The sequence below is a fragment of the Peribacillus sp. TH27 genome, assembly GCF_016650915.1.
In the GTDB taxonomy this organism is placed as follows: domain Bacteria; phylum Bacillota; class Bacilli; order Bacillales; family DSM-1321; genus Peribacillus; species Peribacillus butanolivorans.
Genome location: NZ_JAEKEV010000002.1, coordinates 1,778,682 through 1,796,527 on the forward strand (window position 1 = coordinate 1,778,682; position 17,846 = coordinate 1,796,527).

Here is a 17,846-nt window from a genome sequence, read left to right on the forward strand (position 1 = left end):
ATAGTCGAGTGTCCCCAGAAATAAATTTCCACAAATAACCAATTATATTTTTTCTACTTAATGGCCATCATAATTAAGGAAGAAGGGGTTAGTCATTACGTGTGATTCACATCATATTGTAAATGAGGTGTCAGTTAAAGACGTATTACACTGAAATGCCCAAACGTTTTTTTACAAATGATTCACATCATATTGTAAATGAGGTGTCAGTTAAAGACGTATAAACTGAATTAAACCAGAAGCTTCATAAAAAATCGTATCGAGCAAGGAGATGGTTCGCTTGCACGTAAAAGCAGAAAAATCATTCAATAATTATCATTTATGCTTTGAAAGTTGATGAAACTTTAAAGATATAGGAGATGGTTGCTTTGAATGGAAAATCTCTAATCAGATAACCGTATTTTACTTTACTTTACTGTAGATGAGGTGTTTGTCGCAGAGAATTTATGCTAATGCGAATTGAAGCAAAACCCCCTTTTTCAAACAGACAGGGTGCAACTTTCCGTTGCATCCTGTTTTTATGGTTTTTTCTTTTCTCAGGGAATCAAGCTATGGTACGATTAACCAAATACATTAATTTTTTTAAAGGGGCGTTTTTAATGAGTGATTGCATTTTCTGCAAAATAATCGATGGTGAAATTCCAAGTACGAAAGTTTTTGAAAATGAACATGTGCTAGCTTTTCTTGATATCAGTCAAGTAACAAAAGGCCATACTTTGGTGATTCCTAAAGTACATAAGGAAAACCTTTACGAGTTAACACCGGAAATCGCCAAAAATCTATTTGAAGTCGTGCCTGAAATTGCCCGTGCCATGAAACAAGAATTCCAACCTGTCGGCCTTAATCTTTTAAATAATAACGGGGAAGCAGCCGGACAGTCCGTTTTCCATTTTCATATGCACTTAATTCCACGACACGGAGAAAATGACGGCTTTGGGGCAGTTTGGAAAACACATACACGTGACTATACACCCGATGACCTGAAACAAATAGCCGACTCTATTGCACAGCATATTAGGTGAAACTCCCGCTATCAGTAAAGGGTTATTGTCTATCTCCCAAAATGTTTAGAAGATTACAACTTACGTTCAATACTATTCAGTTGTACCGTGACAATTAAATACCCTAAATAGGTCCTCACTCACAGTGAAGGACCTATTTATTTCCTCCTCTTCTACTCCTTCCTAAATCAAAATGATTATCCATCTAAAATTCTAAATTTTCCTCCTATTGAATTTAGTTTTCTGGTAGGATATAAATAGACTAGAATACTTTAACACATAGCCGTATAGGAGGAAGAAAATTGAAACGTGCACGCAATTTTAACGCTGGGCCAGCCGCCCTTCCCTTAGAAGTTTTACAAAGAGCTCAAAACGAATGGTTGAATATTGAGGATTCTGGTATGTCTGTCATGGAATTAAGCCATCGAAGTGCTGAATTTGAAAAAATTCATAACCATGCCATTCAATCCTTAAAAGATCTTTTGGAAATTCCTGAAAATTATGAGGTTCTTTTTCTGCAAGGGGGAGCCAGTCTTCAATTCTCTATGATTCCTATGAACATTTTGAATGAGGGACAACGCGCAGATTTTGTACTAACAGGTTCTTGGTCGGAAAAAGCTTTAAAGGAAGCCGAAAAAGTTGGTAATACAGCAGTCGTTGCTTCATCTAAGGATGAAAAATATACGTTCATTCCTAAACTTGAGGATATCAAATTGAATGAAGATGCGGCATATCTTCATATTACAAGTAATAATACAATTTACGGAACACAATGGAAACATTTCCCAGAAACAGGTAACGTTCCACTAGTAGCTGATATGTCAAGTGATATCCTTAGCAAAAAAATTGATGTTAGTAAATTCGGAATCATTTATGCTGGTGCACAAAAAAATCTAGGACCTTCTGGAATTACCGTCGTTATCATCCGTAAAGATTTAATAACTGATAATGAAAAAATCCCATCCATGTTGAATTATTCTATTCATTCAAAAAATAACTCATTATATAACACACCGCCGACATTAGCGATTTACTTATTGTCACTTGTGTTGGATTGGGCCAAAGAACAGGGCGGTGTAGAGAAGATTGCCGAAGTAAATGGAGAAAAGGCAAAAGTCATTTACGATGCTATCGACAACAGCAATGGTTTTTACAAAGGCCATGCCCTTCCAGACAGCCGTTCACATATGAATGTAACGTTCACACTTCCGACTGAAGAAGCTGAAAAACAATTCCTGAAAGAAGTTAAGCAAGCTGGATTTGTGGGACTAAACGGTCACCGATCTATTGGAGGCTGCAGAGCATCCATTTATAATGCGGTACCGCTTTCACATTGCCAAGATCTTGCTGACTTCATGAAAAAGTTTCAAGAATCCTATAAAGCAACTGAAGCACAAGCCCTCTAGTTTCTATGCAAATTTAAGACTTCTAAAAAAATAGGTCTTATGATATACTATTTTAAACTTCTTGCAACAAGCAGTAGTGCATTGTTGAAGAAAAGATTTTAGTTGAGATGAGAATAGGAGAGATGAGTAAATGAAAACGAAAACTCTTGTGTCAATATCCCTTTTAATCGGGATTGGGGCTGCTTTGCATTTTATTGTTCCAGGATTCTTCCTAGGAATGAAACCGGACATGATGCTGTTGATGATGTTTTTGGCGATTGCACTGTTTCCCGAGAAAAAGAATGTATTCATTGTAGCCTTGGCTGCTGGAGCTATCTCTGCCATGACAACAACATTCCCCGGAGGACAAATTCCAAATATCATAGACAAGTTGGTAACAGCTTTTCTGTTTTATCTTTTATTTATCAGTCTTAAGAAGTTTTCAACATCCGTTGTCACCGTAAGTATATTGACTGCCGTAGGAACAATTATTTCCGGCGCTGCCTTCCTTGGTTCGGCTTATTATATCGTCTCCCTACCAGGGCCTTTCGTTGCACTATTCGGAGCTGTTGTCCTTCCTGCCGTACTGCTAAATACAGTTGCGATGGTTATCATTTATCCAATTGTGAACGGCATTGTAAAAAAATCAAATATACCCGCTCATGCTTAAACAGCAGGAATATCATACTTAAAAAAGCACCGGAATGACCGGTGCTTTTTTTTCTCCTTATGAATCTGGGATTTAGTCAGCATCTAGACTTATCTCTGACATTAAAACAAATCCTCTGAGGCTTAATGAATCAATACCCACATAAACCAAATAAAAAGCAGAAAGACCCCAGGTAGGCCCAAAGCGAACGCTCTAGTTTGATGCACCCTCTTAGGAGGATAGATACCAGGATTTTTTGCTTTCCTTAGAAAATACCCCATTCCACACAGGCATATTAGGCCTAATAAAAATATAAATTTCATTATTACCCACCAATGCCATCAATGATCCGACAGCTAGTTTTTTACTATCTATATGCCGTTCTTTTCTTTATATGAAGCATTTATAGATTAATTTTCAAGTTATTTTTAAATATTATATATTTAATATCTAAGTTTAAAAAAATATTTTTGTGATATAAAGATAAAATGGTAGAGACTCTTCCCTAAGGATGAAAATTATGGTATTTTGTTATCAATAGTATTTATATCCCTATATAACTTAATTTCCAATTGATGTTTTTCCAGCAGGGATTTAGACCATGTAAAGCGAAATCAATATTATAAAATGAGGTGATCCTAATGAAAGCAAAATCATTACTAATTGGCTTTTTAACTGGAACAGTTGTAGCGGGAGCAGCAACCTTACTTTCTGCACCAAGTTCTGGTAAAGACTTACGGACTCGCATCAAAACAAACACGGAAGAAATTAAGGCAGTCATTGATGAGTTAAAGGCAAAATTGTTAAATATTAAAGATGACACAATGGAAGCTACACAAATCAGCAAAGAAACGGTGAAAACCTTCATTTCAGATGTTCAGGTGGTCATTGAGAACTGGAAGCAGGAAATTGAACCAAATAAAACGGAATTATTGAAGAATGTTCAAGAAATTGAAGATTCTCTGAAAGAATTAGAAACAGCATTACCTTCTCCTAAAAACTAAAAGTTAACACCATCATACAAGGCTGATTCTCCATTTTTCCCAATAATTTGCATAGTTTATTAGAGAAAAATGGAGAATCTATTAAAAAACCTTAAATTTTCTAAAAATTTTGCAAATATTATCTTTATTAATTTTTATTTTATTGTCATAATAAATATACAGAATCTGATAAGTAGGTGAGCCCATAAAATGCAGAATAAAAATTATTCTATGAAAGAAGCAATGATTTTTAGTCAACGAATTGCACAATTAAGCAAAGCATTATGGAAATCGATTGAAAAAGATTGGCAGCAATGGATTAAGCCCTATGATTTAAACATCAATGAGCACCATATTCTTTGGATTGCTTATCATCTTAATGGCTCTTCCATTTCAGACGTTGCAAAATTTGGGGTCATGCATGTTTCAACAGCATTTAACTTTTCAAAAAAATTAGAGGAACGTGGATTTTTAACATTCTCCAAGAAAGAGAATGACAAAAGAAATACGTATATTGAGATAACTCCAGAAGGTGAAAGAGTTCTACTTGAGTTAATGGAGTCATATGACCCAAGTAAAAACTCAGCTTTCTCAGGTGCACTTCCACTTCGTGAACTTTATGGTAAGTTTCCGGATATGATTGAAATGATGGCTGTCATTCGTAACATATACGGGGAAGATTTCATGCAAATCTTTGAACGGTCATTCGATAACATTGATCAGGAGTTTACTGACGTTGAAGGCAAAATCACAAAAAAAAAGATAGAGAAAGAAACTGAGCCAGTTTAATTTAATCTCACACTCTATTCATTTCCTTCATGAATGATACATATAAACCTTGTGAGAGGCATGCGTTAATACATTCTTTTATGGTTATTTTAGGATTCAACCTTTTTTCAAATTGAATAAAAAGCGGTCGAAAGTTCATGTACCCTTCCGCTTTTTCTATTTCATAGCGTTTGCTCAATATATCACATGTCTCCAACAACTCTTCCGCTTCCTTCTTCGTGAAATTTTTTTCCACAAAAAGAAAGTCTAACTTTGCCTCCGGATTACGTATAAGGTTTAATAATAGTTGCTGATGAAAACGGAGTATTTCTATTTCTTCATTTATATTTCCCATACATTATTAATCCCCAATCAATCATTATTTAGCATAAAGACTCCAAACCATTATTCCGCCCAAAATCCACCTTATTCTTCATTTAGAACTCGATTTTATCTTATTGTAGCCTTCTTCATTCTGCACTGTTTTTTATCTTCAAACTAAATCCAAAAATTCTATTGCTTTTTCAACTCATTCATCGTAATGTATGTAAGTAAATTCAACGGTCTATGGAGGGCTGATTTCAAAATGAATTCGTGGAAAACAATAGACGTAACAAAACAATATGGGAGTTGCCGTTTAATTATTTTTTCAGTTTTTACTATATTGATGTCTTTTGTTATGATCTATACATTATTAAGTGTCTTTTCAACTCATGTCGTTTTGTATGACGATCAAACAATGGTATTTTTTAGCCTATTGCTCTTATTATATCCTGTTCACAAACTATTACACTATTTACCTCTACGATTACTATGTAAAAAAGTGAAAACATCCTGGTCTTTGAAGTGGAGACTCGTGCTCACATGCAAAATAAATGTGCATTACCCCATTCGAAAGCACCTATATCTCTTGACGCTAGTGCTACCCTTTTTAATTATGTCTGTCATATTAATTGGGTGTGCCCTTAGTTATCCACATTACATCCATTATTTCACTATTTTATTTTCCCTGCACACCGGATTATGTGTATCGGATTTCATTTATATAAAAAATCTAGTTGGTTCGCCAGGGCATTCCTTTATTGAAGAACATGGAGAAGGATACGACATCCTCATCCAAAAGTAATTGATTGTCTTTTTATTCAAAAAGATGACTGACAGATTTTTAGGTATCTTTTTTCATTATAATTTGGTATCGTATTTATACATGATGTTTTGTAAGGAGGGATTTTAGGTTTTGATCTCGTTCTGGTTTATTATTTTTGCTATACTGATTCTTTATAATATTAATAGAATGACAAATTCTTTATGTATTCAAAAGGAAATTGCTGAAGACCGGCAGCCTAAAGTATTCAGGACCATTAATGTATTAATTACTATTATGTTATTATCCTCCTATATTGAAATTTTGTATACGTAGAGATGAGCAACAAATGTTGATTATCATTTGTTACATACATTGATGATACCCGGGGCATTATCCACATAAAGAAAAGGGCGAAGCGAGCAGCTTCGCCTTTTTGTTTATGAGTTTATAACCAAGAAGCTCCAATTATGACTAACAGGATGAAAAGAACGACAATTAGAGCAAAGCCTCCACCTATTCCTCCAGACATTGATCTTCCTCCTTTCCATTCTTAAGTAATAGCAATTTCATGCACACTCTTATATCCGCTAAAAGGAATCATTCCTTTCATTAGCTTGATAAGCATTTTATTCATTTCTTGTTGAGCGGCTACCCTATCCTATTCAACTCCATTGCAAAAGGAGTGGGCTCTTTCCATTATTAATTTTGAGTATAATTAGCAAAAGGCTGCCCCTACAATTATTAATAAAATGAATAACACTACTAACAAAGCGAAACCTCCGTTAAATCCATTACCCATTTTCCTACCTCCTTTGTTGTCCTCGATTTATCATATGTTAAGGTTTATTATCCGGTTAGGTATTTACCCAATTTTCGTAAAATTCTTATTCATACATCAATATATTATTTTTTGTAAAGTAACCAGAATATGTTATAGTTAATTTTGTGGAAATACTAAGAAGAGCAAACAAGAAACTTAAAACTAGGAGTTGTTTTTTAATGAAGAAATGGGCATTATCGATTGCTGTTACAGCAGGATTGATCGGACTTACAGCATGCAACAGCGACAAGGAAGCAGTCGTAGAAACTAAAGCAGGAGATATATCTAAAGAAGAGTTTTACAATGTCATGAAGGACCGTTATGGTGATACAGTTCTTCAAGAACTTGTTTATGAAAAAGTTCTTTCTGAAAAATATACCGTAACGGATAAAGAAGTTAAAGCTAAAACGGACGAGCTTAAAGAGCAAATGGGTGAGAATTTCGAAACAGCTCTAGCCTCTTCCGGATATAAGAGCGAAGATGATCTTAAACGTGCACTAAAAATCGGCATGCTTCAAGAGAAAGCAGCCATCGCGGATATTACCGTGAAAGAAGCTGAAGTAAAAAAAGCTTATGAAGACTATAAACCACAAATCAAAGCTAGGCATATCCTTGTAAAAGACAAAAAAACAGCAGACGAAGTTAAAGCAAAATTGGATAAAGGCGAAGACTTTGCTAAACTTGCTAAAGAGTATTCTACTGACACAGGCACAAAAGATAAAGGTGGAGAGCTAGGCTGGTTCGGTAAAGGTGAAATGGTTCCTGCATTTGAAGAAGCAGCCTACAAAATGAAGAAAGACGAAATCAGCGCACCGATTAAATCTGATTACGGCTACCACATTATCCAACTGCTTGATACAAAAGAAAAGAAACCATACAAAGATATGAAAAAAGATCTTGAATATGATTTGAAGGTCGCTCAAATTGACCAAACTAAAGTTCAAGATATTCTGGATGCAGAGGTTAAAAAAGCAGACGTGAAGATTAATGATAAAGATTTAAAAGATGCTATTACATCTGGTGGCACAACTAAAGAAGAAAAGTAATTTTGAATAGTAAAAGCGACAGGACTATGTCCTGTCGCTTTTTTTATTTCAGGCTAGGCTCCCTGGTTTATATCCTTTTTACGCCTCTCTCTTTCCTCTTCCATCCTTTCAATATACTTCTGACCTTCCTTCTCAATCCAAGCATCATCTATAAGGCGTTCTTGCCTAGCTGTCCATATTGACATGACTGCACTAACGATGATTCCAATAAACACAAACCAGATCCATATTGGCATGTCCTTTTCCCTCCCAAATAAGTCTCCTAGTCATTTACTAGAGAATATGCAGAAACAAAAAAAATATGCTTCTTTCTCGATTGAGAAAGAAACATATTTCATTAAAATGTTGGTTTATAGAATGAACGATTATCGAGTGCAAAGACTCTTTCCGTAAATTCACCCGGTTTTACTTTTTCCAATGCCCGGTCCATCATATTTATTTTGGCATCCATGTTATCTATATAATGAAGTACTTCTGCTTCCCTTACCATTGGTGGTTTAGGACTGCCCCATTCAGCTTTACCATGGTGACTTAATATTAAGTGCTTGAGGATCATGATTTCTTCTGCATCGATCCCTAATTCCTCTGCAGCTTTACCGACTTCATTTACCATGATGGTGATATGGCCTAGAAGGTTACCTTCAACCGTATATACAGTCGACACAGGTCCAGATAGTTCATGTACCTTTCCAAGGTCATGTAGAATGACCCCTGCATAAAGAAGATCCTTATCGAGCGAAGGATATAGGCTTGAAATGGCTTTAGCTAATCCCAGCATCGACACAACGTGATATGCGAGTCCTGACATATACTCATGGTGGTTCTTAGTAGCAGCAGGAAACGTCAAGAATTCATTCTGATATTTTTTGATAAGGTGTCTGGTCACCCTTTGGATATTTGGGTTCCTCATTTCGAAAATGAATTGAGTAATCGTTTCCATCATTTCATCCTGACTTAAAGGTGCCGTTTGAATCAAATCCGCTTTTGTGATGCCATCAGCATCCGCAGTAAGTCTAATATTACGGATCTTCAATTGGCTTCGTCCTCGATAATTCTGGACTTCCCCCTGAACTTTCACCGTAGCTTCTGCACTGTATGTTTTCTCATCAGTCTCGGAGACATCCCATAACTTAGCCTCAATCTCCCCAGTTTTATCAGACAAAATCAGTGTCAAAAACGGCTTTCCATTACTCGCAACCGCCTTTGTACTCGTTTTAATATACATATATATATCTACTACTTCACCAATTCCATAGTGAATAATCCCATTTCCCATGCGACTGCCTCCGTTCAATTAAATATCAACATTATAACATATCAACCCGATTAGTGCGTTTAGTTTCTATAATAAGTGATAGACAACCCGAAAGAAAAAGACTGGACAGATGAAACTTTTCATCCCATAAGAAAACCAGGCTCGAAGTCAAAGCCTGGTTTTCTTATGATTATCTATTCAACAGTTCTTATTCGGACAGTATGAGCATTTTTCCTGACCGTCAATCTGGTAATATAAACAGCATGTCACTCGTTTATAAGGATTCATGGACTCAGGAATGGTTTTTTCTCCAATGAATCGTTTAAATGGTGAATGCCTTTCTATATTCATCCAAATCTCATCTTCAAGCAGCCTTTCAATGTCCGTTTCAACTCGTGTTTTTATATCTGGCTGTTTCAGTAACTCGGCATACATCCATACCGTATAGCCCCAAATGTTCTCCCAGAGTACAAGTTTTGATATTTTAGTAGCTTTAGAAAGTGGAAGAATAGCTTCCGCACCAAACCTGCTTAATATGGATTTGAGTGCTAAAGGGCTATCCTTTTCCGAAACATCTCTCCAACTGTTATTTTTCAGCCAAAAGTTTGGCAGCCAATTTTTATCTTCGGGATTATCCAAGACACCCATGTCCTGAAGTGTACCATTCCAAGTAAGCCGATGCTTGCTGATCATGTACAATTGTGCCGTAACAAAAAAGGCATAACGTCTGAACCACATTGAGGCTGCAACTCTTGTCGTTTCCGCTCCAGTCCGGGCTTGTGCATACTGAAGCAGCCCATCAATATGATCAAACGACTTGGAAACTTGAGCTTCATCTTTGAGGGAAATCCGATACGTTTGCAGCTCTTTTTCTATAGAAGAAGAAAGTTTATGCATTTGCCAGCGCTTTTACCTGACTTTGGGCATAACGCCCCTTTCCAAACGGGATACACATTGGGCTGCCAAAAATCGGATCAAACGAAATTTTACACTTCATTCCGAATACTTGATGAACCATTTCAGGAGTGATTATATCCTCTGGCCGTCCCTGATCATATATCGCTCCATCTTTAAGAGCCACCAGATTATCCGCATAGCGGCAAGCCAGATTCAAATCATGAAGCACCATCACAATTGTTCGATTCTCAGATTCATTCAAATCGAATAATAAGTCCAAAATGTCGATTTGATGTGCCATATCAAGATATGTAGTCGGTTCATCCAATAAAATGATGTCCGTATCCTGCGCTAGGGTCATCGCTATCCAGGCCCTTTGCTTCTGACCTCCTGATAATTCATCGACCGCCTGATCCTTCAATTCTGTTAGGTTCGTTGCTTCAATTGCCTTTTGAACTTTTTCCTCATCCAAAGAGCTCCACTGCTTCAACCAGCTTTGATATGGATATCTTCCTTGTTTAACAAGTTGATAGACCGTAAGTCCTTCAGGGGCAATAGGCGATTGTGGAAGAATCGCCATCTTCCTTGCTACATCCTTCGATGACATGGAAGAAATAGCTTTTCCCTCAAGTAAAACTGAACCGGATTGAGGCTTTAACAAGCGGGCAACCGAACGAAGAAGCGTTGATTTCCCACATCCATTTGCACCAATGAATACGGTGATCTCCCCATGAGGTATTTCTATATTCATTTCATTTATAATTAATTTTTCACCATAACCGAGCGATAAAGACTGTGTGTTAATAGCTGGTCGCATTAAAATACTCCCCTTATTAGTCTAATAATATCAGTTTAATGAAAATGATTATCAATGTCAATTTTAAAAAAGATAAAAACAAAAAAACATAGTTTCTGTTCTTCTTTATGAATACAAAAATAATTATCCTTTAATAAAGTTATCCTTCGATTAAATATATGAAGAATCCTTAGTTAACATTAATATCATCCAATCAAAAATGAAAAAACTGAGTCCATTATTCAGACAAAGGTAATTTGCTGAAATAACACACAAGCTACATCGTTTAATTTAAGGCATTGCCATATCGGTTAAATAGTCCACCATCAACTTCTTGTTACATGGCACAGCTACCTGTATCAGCTCTACTAGGCGGGAACTTAGTATGCAAGCATGTTAATTCTGCCACCACTTGAAATAAATGCGGGCTTTTCAGTAAGGATAGATGACCCTTCTTCATTTATAGGTAAAATCAAGAAAAAACAAAAAACCTCTCCTATATTGGGAGAGGGTTTTTTTCAACCAACAAGCAGGCGGTTTGTGCAATAAACCAATGATTCATTTCTAATTAGGAAGAACAAATCCTGATCGATAAAAGGAATTAGTTCCTCGGCAATATTCCATGCATTGACTTCTATTTGATAAAGGATATCTGGATTTTTCGTACAGGATAACTCCTCACTCAGCATAGCAAGATTCGGATCTAACGCGTGACCTAGCTCATGTGTGAAGATAATCCAGGTATACTCCTCAAGTCTTTCAAGCGAGCCTAGGACACCTTCGCACTGAATTTCGATATCTCTATTATATAAAGTGATTGTATGTTCTTCTGCAGAATACTTCCCCCCAACACACCGTTTATCAGGAAACTCCTTTTCGATGATTAACTGTAGAGAAGAATCATGATGGCTAACAAACTCATTCATATTCAATGCCTTCACTCTCTTTATTAGTAATTTAAATTTCATTATATTTCAGAAATAATTATATCCTTCTCATTTTGATGCAAAACTTGCTTAGATAGCCGAATTACTTGATTTTCTGTGAAATGTTCCAATACATGTTGGTGACATGTAAAAAAGAAAATTTGCCGCTTTTCCGACACCTTCTTCAATAATTCAAGCATCCGTTTTGTTCTTACCCCGTCAAAATTAACAAAACTATCATCAATGATGAGTGGGAATGAATCATCCTCAAAAGTATGATCAGCAAGCGCGAGCCTTAAGGAAACATAAATTTGCTCTGCTGTTCCACGGCTGACCTCCTCAGCACTGAAACTCAAGCCATCACTGCGCTCTACCCAAAGTCCATCACCTGACTGATCAAGGTTTATCTTCCTATAGCGCCCATTTGTTAAAAAGGCAAAATGTTGTTCTGCTTCAGCGATGACCTTCGGGAGACGTTCTCGTTTATATCGGTCTAAGGTTTTATTTAATAAGCTTTTGGCTATGGCAAATTTTGCCCATTCCTTCGCTTCCTCGTTAAAAGCCGCTTTTTCTTCATAAAAATGATGAAGTAAATCGTCATAAATACCTGAAGCCTCAAGCTGTTTGATTCTTTGCTTCGTATCGGACCGCTTCTCCAATAAAAGTGATTTTTCCTTTACTAAATCCTTACGCTTTTGTTCCAATTTTTCAAGAGTATATGTGCTGATTCCCTGTTTATAGAGAGTTTGAATCAGTTCAGACTGCATTCGGGATTGCCCTATTTGAATGTTTAGCAAATCATATTGTTTTTGCAACATGACTTTCTCCTCAGACAAGACCGCGTTTTGACGAAACTCTTCCTCACCCTTAACATGCGCTATGGCAAAAAGCTGTTCCTTTTCCACATCAAGATAGTCTTTTTCTATCGACAGCCGCTCTATTTCATTCGTTAAACGGCTCAGTTCCTGCATCCATTGTGTAAGTTGAACGTTTTTTTCCATCGTATTGTTTATTTCTCGTTTCAAAAGGCTGATTGCGTCCCTCCAAGTGGAGGGCTCCAGACCACTCCCTAGAGCAAATTGAAATAAAGCCTCCGATTTACCTTCAAACTCTGAATCTAAAAATTGATATTGTCTGATTTTTTCATGTTTCCTTTCAACGGCTTCCTTCCACTTCTCAAGCAATTCAAATACGGATTCAAGATTGATTTCCACTCCGGAATAAGGCATCCCCCAGCCATTAATGATGGTGCTCACCTCTTTATTTAGTCGGTCCCTGCTTGCTTCCCAGGCGGCGTATTCCTGGATAGTCGTTTCGAAGGCTTCCTCTCGCTCTTCATATTTAAACCGTTCATTTTCGAGCTGCCTTTGAAGACGGTAATCTTGTTCCAGCAGTTGCCCCATCGACTCTCCTTCAATCTCTCTGTTAGTTTTTGCCTCACTCTCAAATACAGCCCTTTTCCTTTTCGCTTCATCAAGTTGACGGGTAAACCCGGACAATATATCATCTCCCTTGAATAAAGACCTAGAAACTGCAAACAAAACGGCCGCTGTCAGAAGTATACTTCCTACTAATATCTGGTCACTGAAAAAACTTCCTATTGCACCCAAACAAAAAAGTCCTATTAAACTGCCATTTATGAGCAGCGAACGTTTGCGATTATTCTCCTCCTTCTTCTTCTGTAATTTTAATTGTTTTTCAAGCTCCAAAATTTGCTCATCAAGAAGCAGGATTTTAGCTTCTTCAGAACCGGTACTATTCTGCTTGTTATATAAAGACTCCAGCTTGTTTCTTTTTTCTTCTGTCAATAGCTGTTGCTTTTTCTCCTTCAAGCGTGCTTCCGTCGTTTCTAGATTCCCTTTTTGCAATCCATATTTTTCATCGAGCTGTCTTTTATCATTTTGCAGACGATGCTTCTCCCTCTCTGCTTTTTTTACCTTTTCCTTATTGAATGTACTGATATCGAGTTTCCTGATTTCTTCATCAGAAACATCCCAGAATAATTCCTGCTTTACCTTTTCAATATTCTTTTCTTCCATCAGCCTTTCATGTTCCGCTTTGCGCATGTCCAACTCAAGCTTATCCAGCAATGACCCTTGGTCGATTGCATGTTCGATCCGTTCTTTATGATCCCTGATAAACGGGTTGATCTCGATTTGTACTAGATTTTGTTCAAGTTGCTCTACCTTCTCAGTCAAGGCGGCTAGTTGGGCATTAATTGGCATCCCAACTGCTTGTAACTGTTCAAACCTTTTTAAACCATCAACAGGAAAACTGACATCCTTAATCTTACTGTGTCTTGATTCAATTTCTTCCCGTTCCTCAAGCAACGGTTTAATTCGTAAAAAAGTACTCGAGTTAACATGGCTTACCTCTATCTCTTGGATCTGGTCCGTGATTTCAGAAAGTTCACCTGTAAGTTTTGTTTCTTCCAGCAGTAAAGCCGTATATGACTTTTGTTCATCTTCTGCCGCTTTCACCTTTTTTTGAACTTCTCTGAGTTCTTTTAATCTGACATTTAGTAGAGGTTTATGACCTGATGGCTTGAACCTGAGATCCAATTCTTTTTGCAGCTTCGTTTCTGCCTCGAGAAGTTTATCGTTCCCAATCAGCCCGGCTGAAAGCAAATATTTACTCATGGTTCCTTCACTGAGTGTATGTAATCCCTGCAGACCCTGAAGGTCGAAAGAAAAAATGGCTTGGTAATAGTTTTTATCAACTCCATGGAGAATATCATTCAGTTCTTGCTCGCCTCCAACCCTCCCGTTTTCGAAAGTCACTTTCACATCACCGGTGGCTTTTCCCTTCACCCGTTCAATAAAGATTTCCCCGTCCTTTTTTGTGATGAGAGTGAGTCTCCCGCCATATTTGGCATGCATTTTAGGCTCGTAACGCGGTTCATTTTGAACTTTTGTTGGAAACCCAAAAAGAATACTATGAATGAAAGACATAATTGTGGATTTGCCCGATTCATTTTCTCCAAAGAAGATTTGCAGCTGTTTCATTTCTGGAAAACGTTGATTTTCCAGTTTGCCATAACCATAAACATGGAGGTCTTTAATTATCAAACCATTTTCCTCCTTTTTATAAATATCCTTTTGATTCAAAAACCTGCAAAAGCCATCTTTCTGCTTCATCCATAAGCTCCTGCTGCTCTTCTGCCTCTAAGGAATCAAGGAATCTTCTTGCTCCTGGCTGCTTATAAAGCGGTGACAGGGCAGTCTCAATATCCTCAAATTCAGAAGCAAGCATTGATATTTCAGCCACAAACGGCGTTATTTTTTCTCTCGAACTTACCACGGATATAGGCTGAATGATTTTGATTCTATACAGCCAAACAAACGACTCACCTTGCTCCTCATCCTGTAAAATCCTGGTCAATTCTTCAAGAATTTCACCATAATAGTTTACTGAACCTACAATGTCCAACTTTATCTCTAAAAGATAGCATCTACCATCAAAGCGCTTTTTCTCAAGAATATCCTTGCATACCTTATACAGAGCATCAAAATTTGAATCTGCAGAAATTTTTATTGTTTCACTTTCCCATATCACCCCGGAGGTTTCGATAAAGGAATGTCGCTTAGTGTCACCGTCCAGTTCGACTAGTAGGCAGCCTTTTACGCCAGACTCCTTACGATTTCTACCTTGAATATTCCCTGGGTAAATTACAAGCGGATTTTCTGATACAACCTGATGCTTATGAATATGGCCTAATGCCCAGTAATCAAAATCTTTGGCACAAAGTTCCTTTAGCGAAAAAGGGGCATATGGGCTATGCTCAGAATTTCCTTCTAAATTGCCATGAAGTAGACCGATATGGTAATCTGCCCCTTCAGCTTTTATGTATGTTTCGATCATTCGCTCTGTTACATGACGCCGTGGATAACTAAATCCATAAAGGTGGACAGACGTTCCATCGCTTTTTTGAAATAATTTCACTTCGGTTTGCCCCGAAAAAACGTGAACATTTCCCGGAAGCTCAACCGTGACCCATGATCCGCTGAGATGATCATGATTTCCATGAATGATAAAGGCTGGAATCTGGTGTTGCTGAAGTTTTTCCATTTCGCTTCGAAAGCGGACCTGTGTCCGAAGACTTCGATTTTCCCCATCAAATAAATCACCCGATAACACAATAAAGTCAACCTGATGGAAAATTGCCTCATTAATCATTTTTTGAAAGGCCTTAAAAGGACTTTCTCTTATTTCCTTTAATAAAGATGGCGGCATATCCTTCAATCCGGAAAAAGGACTATCCAAATGTAGATCGGCCGCATGAATGAACTTCACACTGCTCACTGAAATCACCTCGGTTCCTAACATCAATTTACTTTTATTTTAACATAAATAGAACATACTTTCTCATCCGAATTACAGTACTGCCGTTATAGTAATGGATCGGGATAACCAGTATCGGCAATTTCAGGAGAAAAAAGACCGAATGGCAGACACTTTGTTTCGTGCACAGCATTCGGTCTCTACTATTTATTTAAAAATATCCATACTTAAGTAACGTTCACCATTATCCGGTGCAATGCAAAGGACACGTTTTCCAGTTCCAAGACGACGAGCTTCCTGAAGGGCAGCCCAGACAGAGGCACCGCTTGAAGGCCCGATTAATATACCTTCCTTCGCAGCCATATCCTTCATCGTCGAAATCGCATCTTCATCTGCCGCTTGCACAATTTCATCAAGTACTTCGGTATTTAAAATGCTTGGTACAAAACCAGGGCTTGTACCTACCAGCTTATGGGGACCTGGCTTCCCTCCTGAAAGAACAGGAGAACCTTTAGGCTCGACAACGACGACTCTTAAATCAGGAAGTTGTTCTTTTAACGCTTCACCCGTTCCTGTAATCGTTCCACCTGTTCCAGCAGTTGCGACAAACACGTCCAACTTGCGGTCCATCTGCTCTAAGATCTCGACCGCTGTCGTTACTCGATGTATATCAGGATTGGCTTTGTTTTCAAATTGCTGAGGAATAAAGCTATTAGGAATCTCTGCAGCAAGTTCTTCGGCTTTACGAATTGCTCCTGGCATCCTTTCTGACGCAGGAGTGAGGACAACCTCCGCTCCGTATGCTTTTAATATGTTAATTCTTTCTTTTGACATATTATCCGGCATGACCATAATAGCCCGATAGCCTTTTGCTGCAGCATTCATTGCAAGTCCGATACCTGTATTTCCAGAGGTGGGTTCAATGATTGTTGCTCCAGATTGAATAATTCCATCCAGTTCAGCCTGCCTAATTAAGTTAAAGGCAGCCCGATCTTTTACGCTGCGACTCGGATTAAAATATTCAAGTTTCACATATACTTCCGCGTCACCCTCCGCTGTTAAATGATTAATTCTAACAACTGGTGTATCTCCTATCAATTCCGTAATATTATTTACGATTTTTACTGTCATTCAAAAAAGTCTCCTTTCGGCTTATGCACTTTCTACTACATTATTATATCATTTATGATTTTTTGTTTTAAGGAAAGAATTCCGCTTAAATAAATAGGTTTAATTTTCATTCTGTCCAAATCAGTGTCCAAAAATAAAAAGCATACTCATAGAGCCCTGTAGGCTATAGAGTAGCCTTTCTCATTATTTACCAGCTTTTATTTCTTTTAAATCTTGTTCGATATATTTCTTTTCAATCACTAAGGATGTATCCCGTTTCTTATATATTCCCCACTTAATATTGAAAGTCTGCTTGTTTCTGATGCGGCTATGCACAGTCAGGCGTCGCTTCTGATAAAATGAAGTCGGATTTTTCAAAAGCGGCCTGAATGAAAACGGAATCTATTGATATTCTATAAATTAATAATGTTTACTAAATATATTTTCCTTACATAGTAATAGTCAAAATTGACAGAAAATGATAAAATTTTCAATAACCGTTTAAATATTACGAAAAAAACAGTCTATTATTTGAAAAGGGAGTTTTGAAAATGAGCAGAATATACAAATTAACCGTATTTGAACCGTCAGGGGAAAAACTCTTGGATGAATCATTTACGGCTGAGAATGATGAACATGCAAAAGAATTAGGTCAAAATTTATTAAATGAAAAAAACTATCAAGATCAAACACATCGCTGTACATCACCCGCAGGCGCGTTATTACTTTTTCATCGTTGATTGGAAAAATGGAAGCGTGATCATTTAGATGTCGACTAAGTTTTATACATCTTCTTTCTGATTATATAAAAAAAGGCAGTCACAATATCGTGACTGCCTTTT

General features: G+C 37.3%; 20 protein-coding genes. 9 read left to right on the forward strand and 11 right to left on the reverse strand.

Going from position 1 to position 17,846, the window contains the following annotated elements; genetic code table 11:
- The first annotated feature begins 599 nt into the window (after window positions 1–599).
- From JFU24_RS09965 to JFU24_RS09985, 5 genes are all read left to right on the forward strand, one after another.
- A complete protein-coding gene (locus tag JFU24_RS09965; protein WP_201249905.1) occupies window positions 600–1,022 on the forward strand; it encodes an HIT family protein in 423 nt (140 codons plus the stop codon).
- A 281-nt stretch (window positions 1,023–1,303) separates the two neighbouring features.
- Complete coding sequence (serC, locus tag JFU24_RS09970; protein WP_201181956.1) at window positions 1,304–2,407, forward strand: 3-phosphoserine/phosphohydroxythreonine transaminase; 1,104 nt, start codon at window positions 1,304–1,306, stop codon at window positions 2,405–2,407.
- Window positions 2,408–2,537: 130 nt separating this feature from the next.
- Window positions 2,538–3,056 carry a tryptophan transporter gene (locus JFU24_RS09975; protein ID WP_098174919.1) on the forward strand — a complete coding sequence of 173 codons (519 nt, stop codon included), beginning with the start codon at window positions 2,538–2,540 and terminating at the stop codon, window positions 3,054–3,056.
- A 620-nt stretch (window positions 3,057–3,676) separates the two neighbouring features.
- Window positions 3,677–4,039, forward strand: coding sequence for a YtxH domain-containing protein (locus tag JFU24_RS09980; RefSeq protein WP_201221717.1), 363 nt, complete (start codon window positions 3,677–3,679; stop codon window positions 4,037–4,039).
- 189 nt (window positions 4,040–4,228) lie between these two features.
- Entirely contained in the window at window positions 4,229–4,807 is a 579-nt protein-coding gene (locus JFU24_RS09985) for an HTH-type transcriptional regulator Hpr (protein ID WP_053344917.1), read from the forward strand.
- Window positions 4,808–4,814: 7 nt separating this feature from the next.
- Here JFU24_RS09985 and JFU24_RS09990 read toward each other — a convergent pair whose 3' ends face one another.
- A complete protein-coding gene (locus JFU24_RS09990; protein WP_201181962.1) occupies window positions 4,815–5,141 on the reverse strand; it encodes a DUF1878 family protein in 327 nt (108 codons plus the stop codon).
- Window positions 5,142–5,525: 384 nt separating this feature from the next.
- On the opposite strand from JFU24_RS09990, the gene JFU24_RS31295 reads away from it, so the two are divergent.
- A complete protein-coding gene (locus JFU24_RS31295) occupies window positions 5,526–5,912 on the forward strand; it encodes a DUF3267 domain-containing protein (RefSeq protein WP_223305572.1) in 387 nt (128 codons plus the stop codon).
- 111 nt (window positions 5,913–6,023) lie between these two features.
- A complete protein-coding gene (locus JFU24_RS30215; RefSeq protein WP_034314696.1) occupies window positions 6,024–6,206 on the forward strand; it encodes a hypothetical protein in 183 nt (60 codons plus the stop codon).
- Between the two features lie 112 nt (window positions 6,207–6,318).
- Here JFU24_RS30215 and JFU24_RS10000 read toward each other — a convergent pair whose 3' ends face one another.
- Window positions 6,319–6,402 (reverse strand): YjcZ family sporulation protein, encoded by an 84-nt coding sequence (locus tag JFU24_RS10000; protein ID WP_034314699.1) that lies wholly within the window; start codon window positions 6,400–6,402, stop codon window positions 6,319–6,321.
- 186 nt (window positions 6,403–6,588) lie between these two features.
- A complete protein-coding gene (locus JFU24_RS10005; protein WP_083450669.1) occupies window positions 6,589–6,672 on the reverse strand; it encodes a YjcZ family sporulation protein in 84 nt (27 codons plus the stop codon).
- A gap of 200 nt (window positions 6,673–6,872) precedes the next feature.
- Here JFU24_RS10005 and JFU24_RS10010 point away from each other — a divergent pair, with 200 nt between their 5' ends.
- Entirely contained in the window at window positions 6,873–7,739 is an 867-nt protein-coding gene (locus JFU24_RS10010) for a peptidylprolyl isomerase (protein WP_201221719.1), read from the forward strand.
- Between the two features lie 53 nt (window positions 7,740–7,792).
- Here the strand turns inward: JFU24_RS10010 and JFU24_RS10015 are convergent, their stop codons facing one another.
- From JFU24_RS10015 to cysK, 8 genes are all read right to left on the reverse strand, one after another.
- On the reverse strand, window positions 7,793–7,975 hold the full coding sequence (locus JFU24_RS10015; protein ID WP_053344914.1) for a sporulation YhaL family protein: 183 nt from the start codon (window positions 7,973–7,975) through the stop codon (window positions 7,793–7,795).
- Window positions 7,976–8,076: 101 nt separating this feature from the next.
- Window positions 8,077–9,015: a 3'-5' exoribonuclease YhaM gene (gene yhaM, locus JFU24_RS10020; RefSeq protein ID WP_201181969.1), complete on the reverse strand. Its 939-nt coding sequence runs from the start codon at window positions 9,013–9,015 to the stop codon at window positions 8,077–8,079.
- 177 nt (window positions 9,016–9,192) lie between these two features.
- Window positions 9,193–9,891, reverse strand: coding sequence for a (2Fe-2S)-binding protein (locus tag JFU24_RS10025; RefSeq protein WP_053344912.1), 699 nt, complete (start codon window positions 9,889–9,891; stop codon window positions 9,193–9,195).
- On the reverse strand, window positions 9,884–10,708 hold the full coding sequence (locus tag JFU24_RS10030) for an ABC transporter ATP-binding protein (RefSeq protein ID WP_201221721.1): 825 nt from the start codon (window positions 10,706–10,708) through the stop codon (window positions 9,884–9,886). Before JFU24_RS10030 ends, JFU24_RS10025 begins: the two co-directional genes overlap by 8 nt.
- 497 nt (window positions 10,709–11,205) lie before the next feature.
- Window positions 11,206–11,613, reverse strand: a complete 408-nt coding sequence (locus JFU24_RS10035; RefSeq protein WP_242485315.1) for a hypothetical protein — start codon at window positions 11,611–11,613, stop codon at window positions 11,206–11,208.
- Window positions 11,614–11,654: 41 nt separating this feature from the next.
- Window positions 11,655–14,750, reverse strand: coding sequence for an ATP-binding protein (locus tag JFU24_RS10040; RefSeq protein ID WP_201249906.1), 3,096 nt, complete (start codon window positions 14,748–14,750; stop codon window positions 11,655–11,657).
- A complete protein-coding gene (locus tag JFU24_RS10045) occupies window positions 14,698–15,915 on the reverse strand; it encodes a metallophosphoesterase family protein (RefSeq protein ID WP_201221725.1) in 1,218 nt (405 codons plus the stop codon). Before JFU24_RS10045 ends, JFU24_RS10040 begins: the two co-directional genes overlap by 53 nt.
- A gap of 186 nt (window positions 15,916–16,101) precedes the next feature.
- Entirely contained in the window at window positions 16,102–17,025 is a 924-nt protein-coding gene (cysK, locus tag JFU24_RS10050; RefSeq protein ID WP_053344908.1) for a cysteine synthase A, read from the reverse strand.
- 530 nt (window positions 17,026–17,555) lie between these two features.
- Between cysK and JFU24_RS10055 the strand changes: the two genes are divergently transcribed.
- Complete coding sequence (locus tag JFU24_RS10055; protein WP_056528009.1) at window positions 17,556–17,744, forward strand: YhzD family protein; 189 nt, start codon at window positions 17,556–17,558, stop codon at window positions 17,742–17,744.
- The last annotated feature ends 102 nt before the right edge of the window (window positions 17,745–17,846 follow it).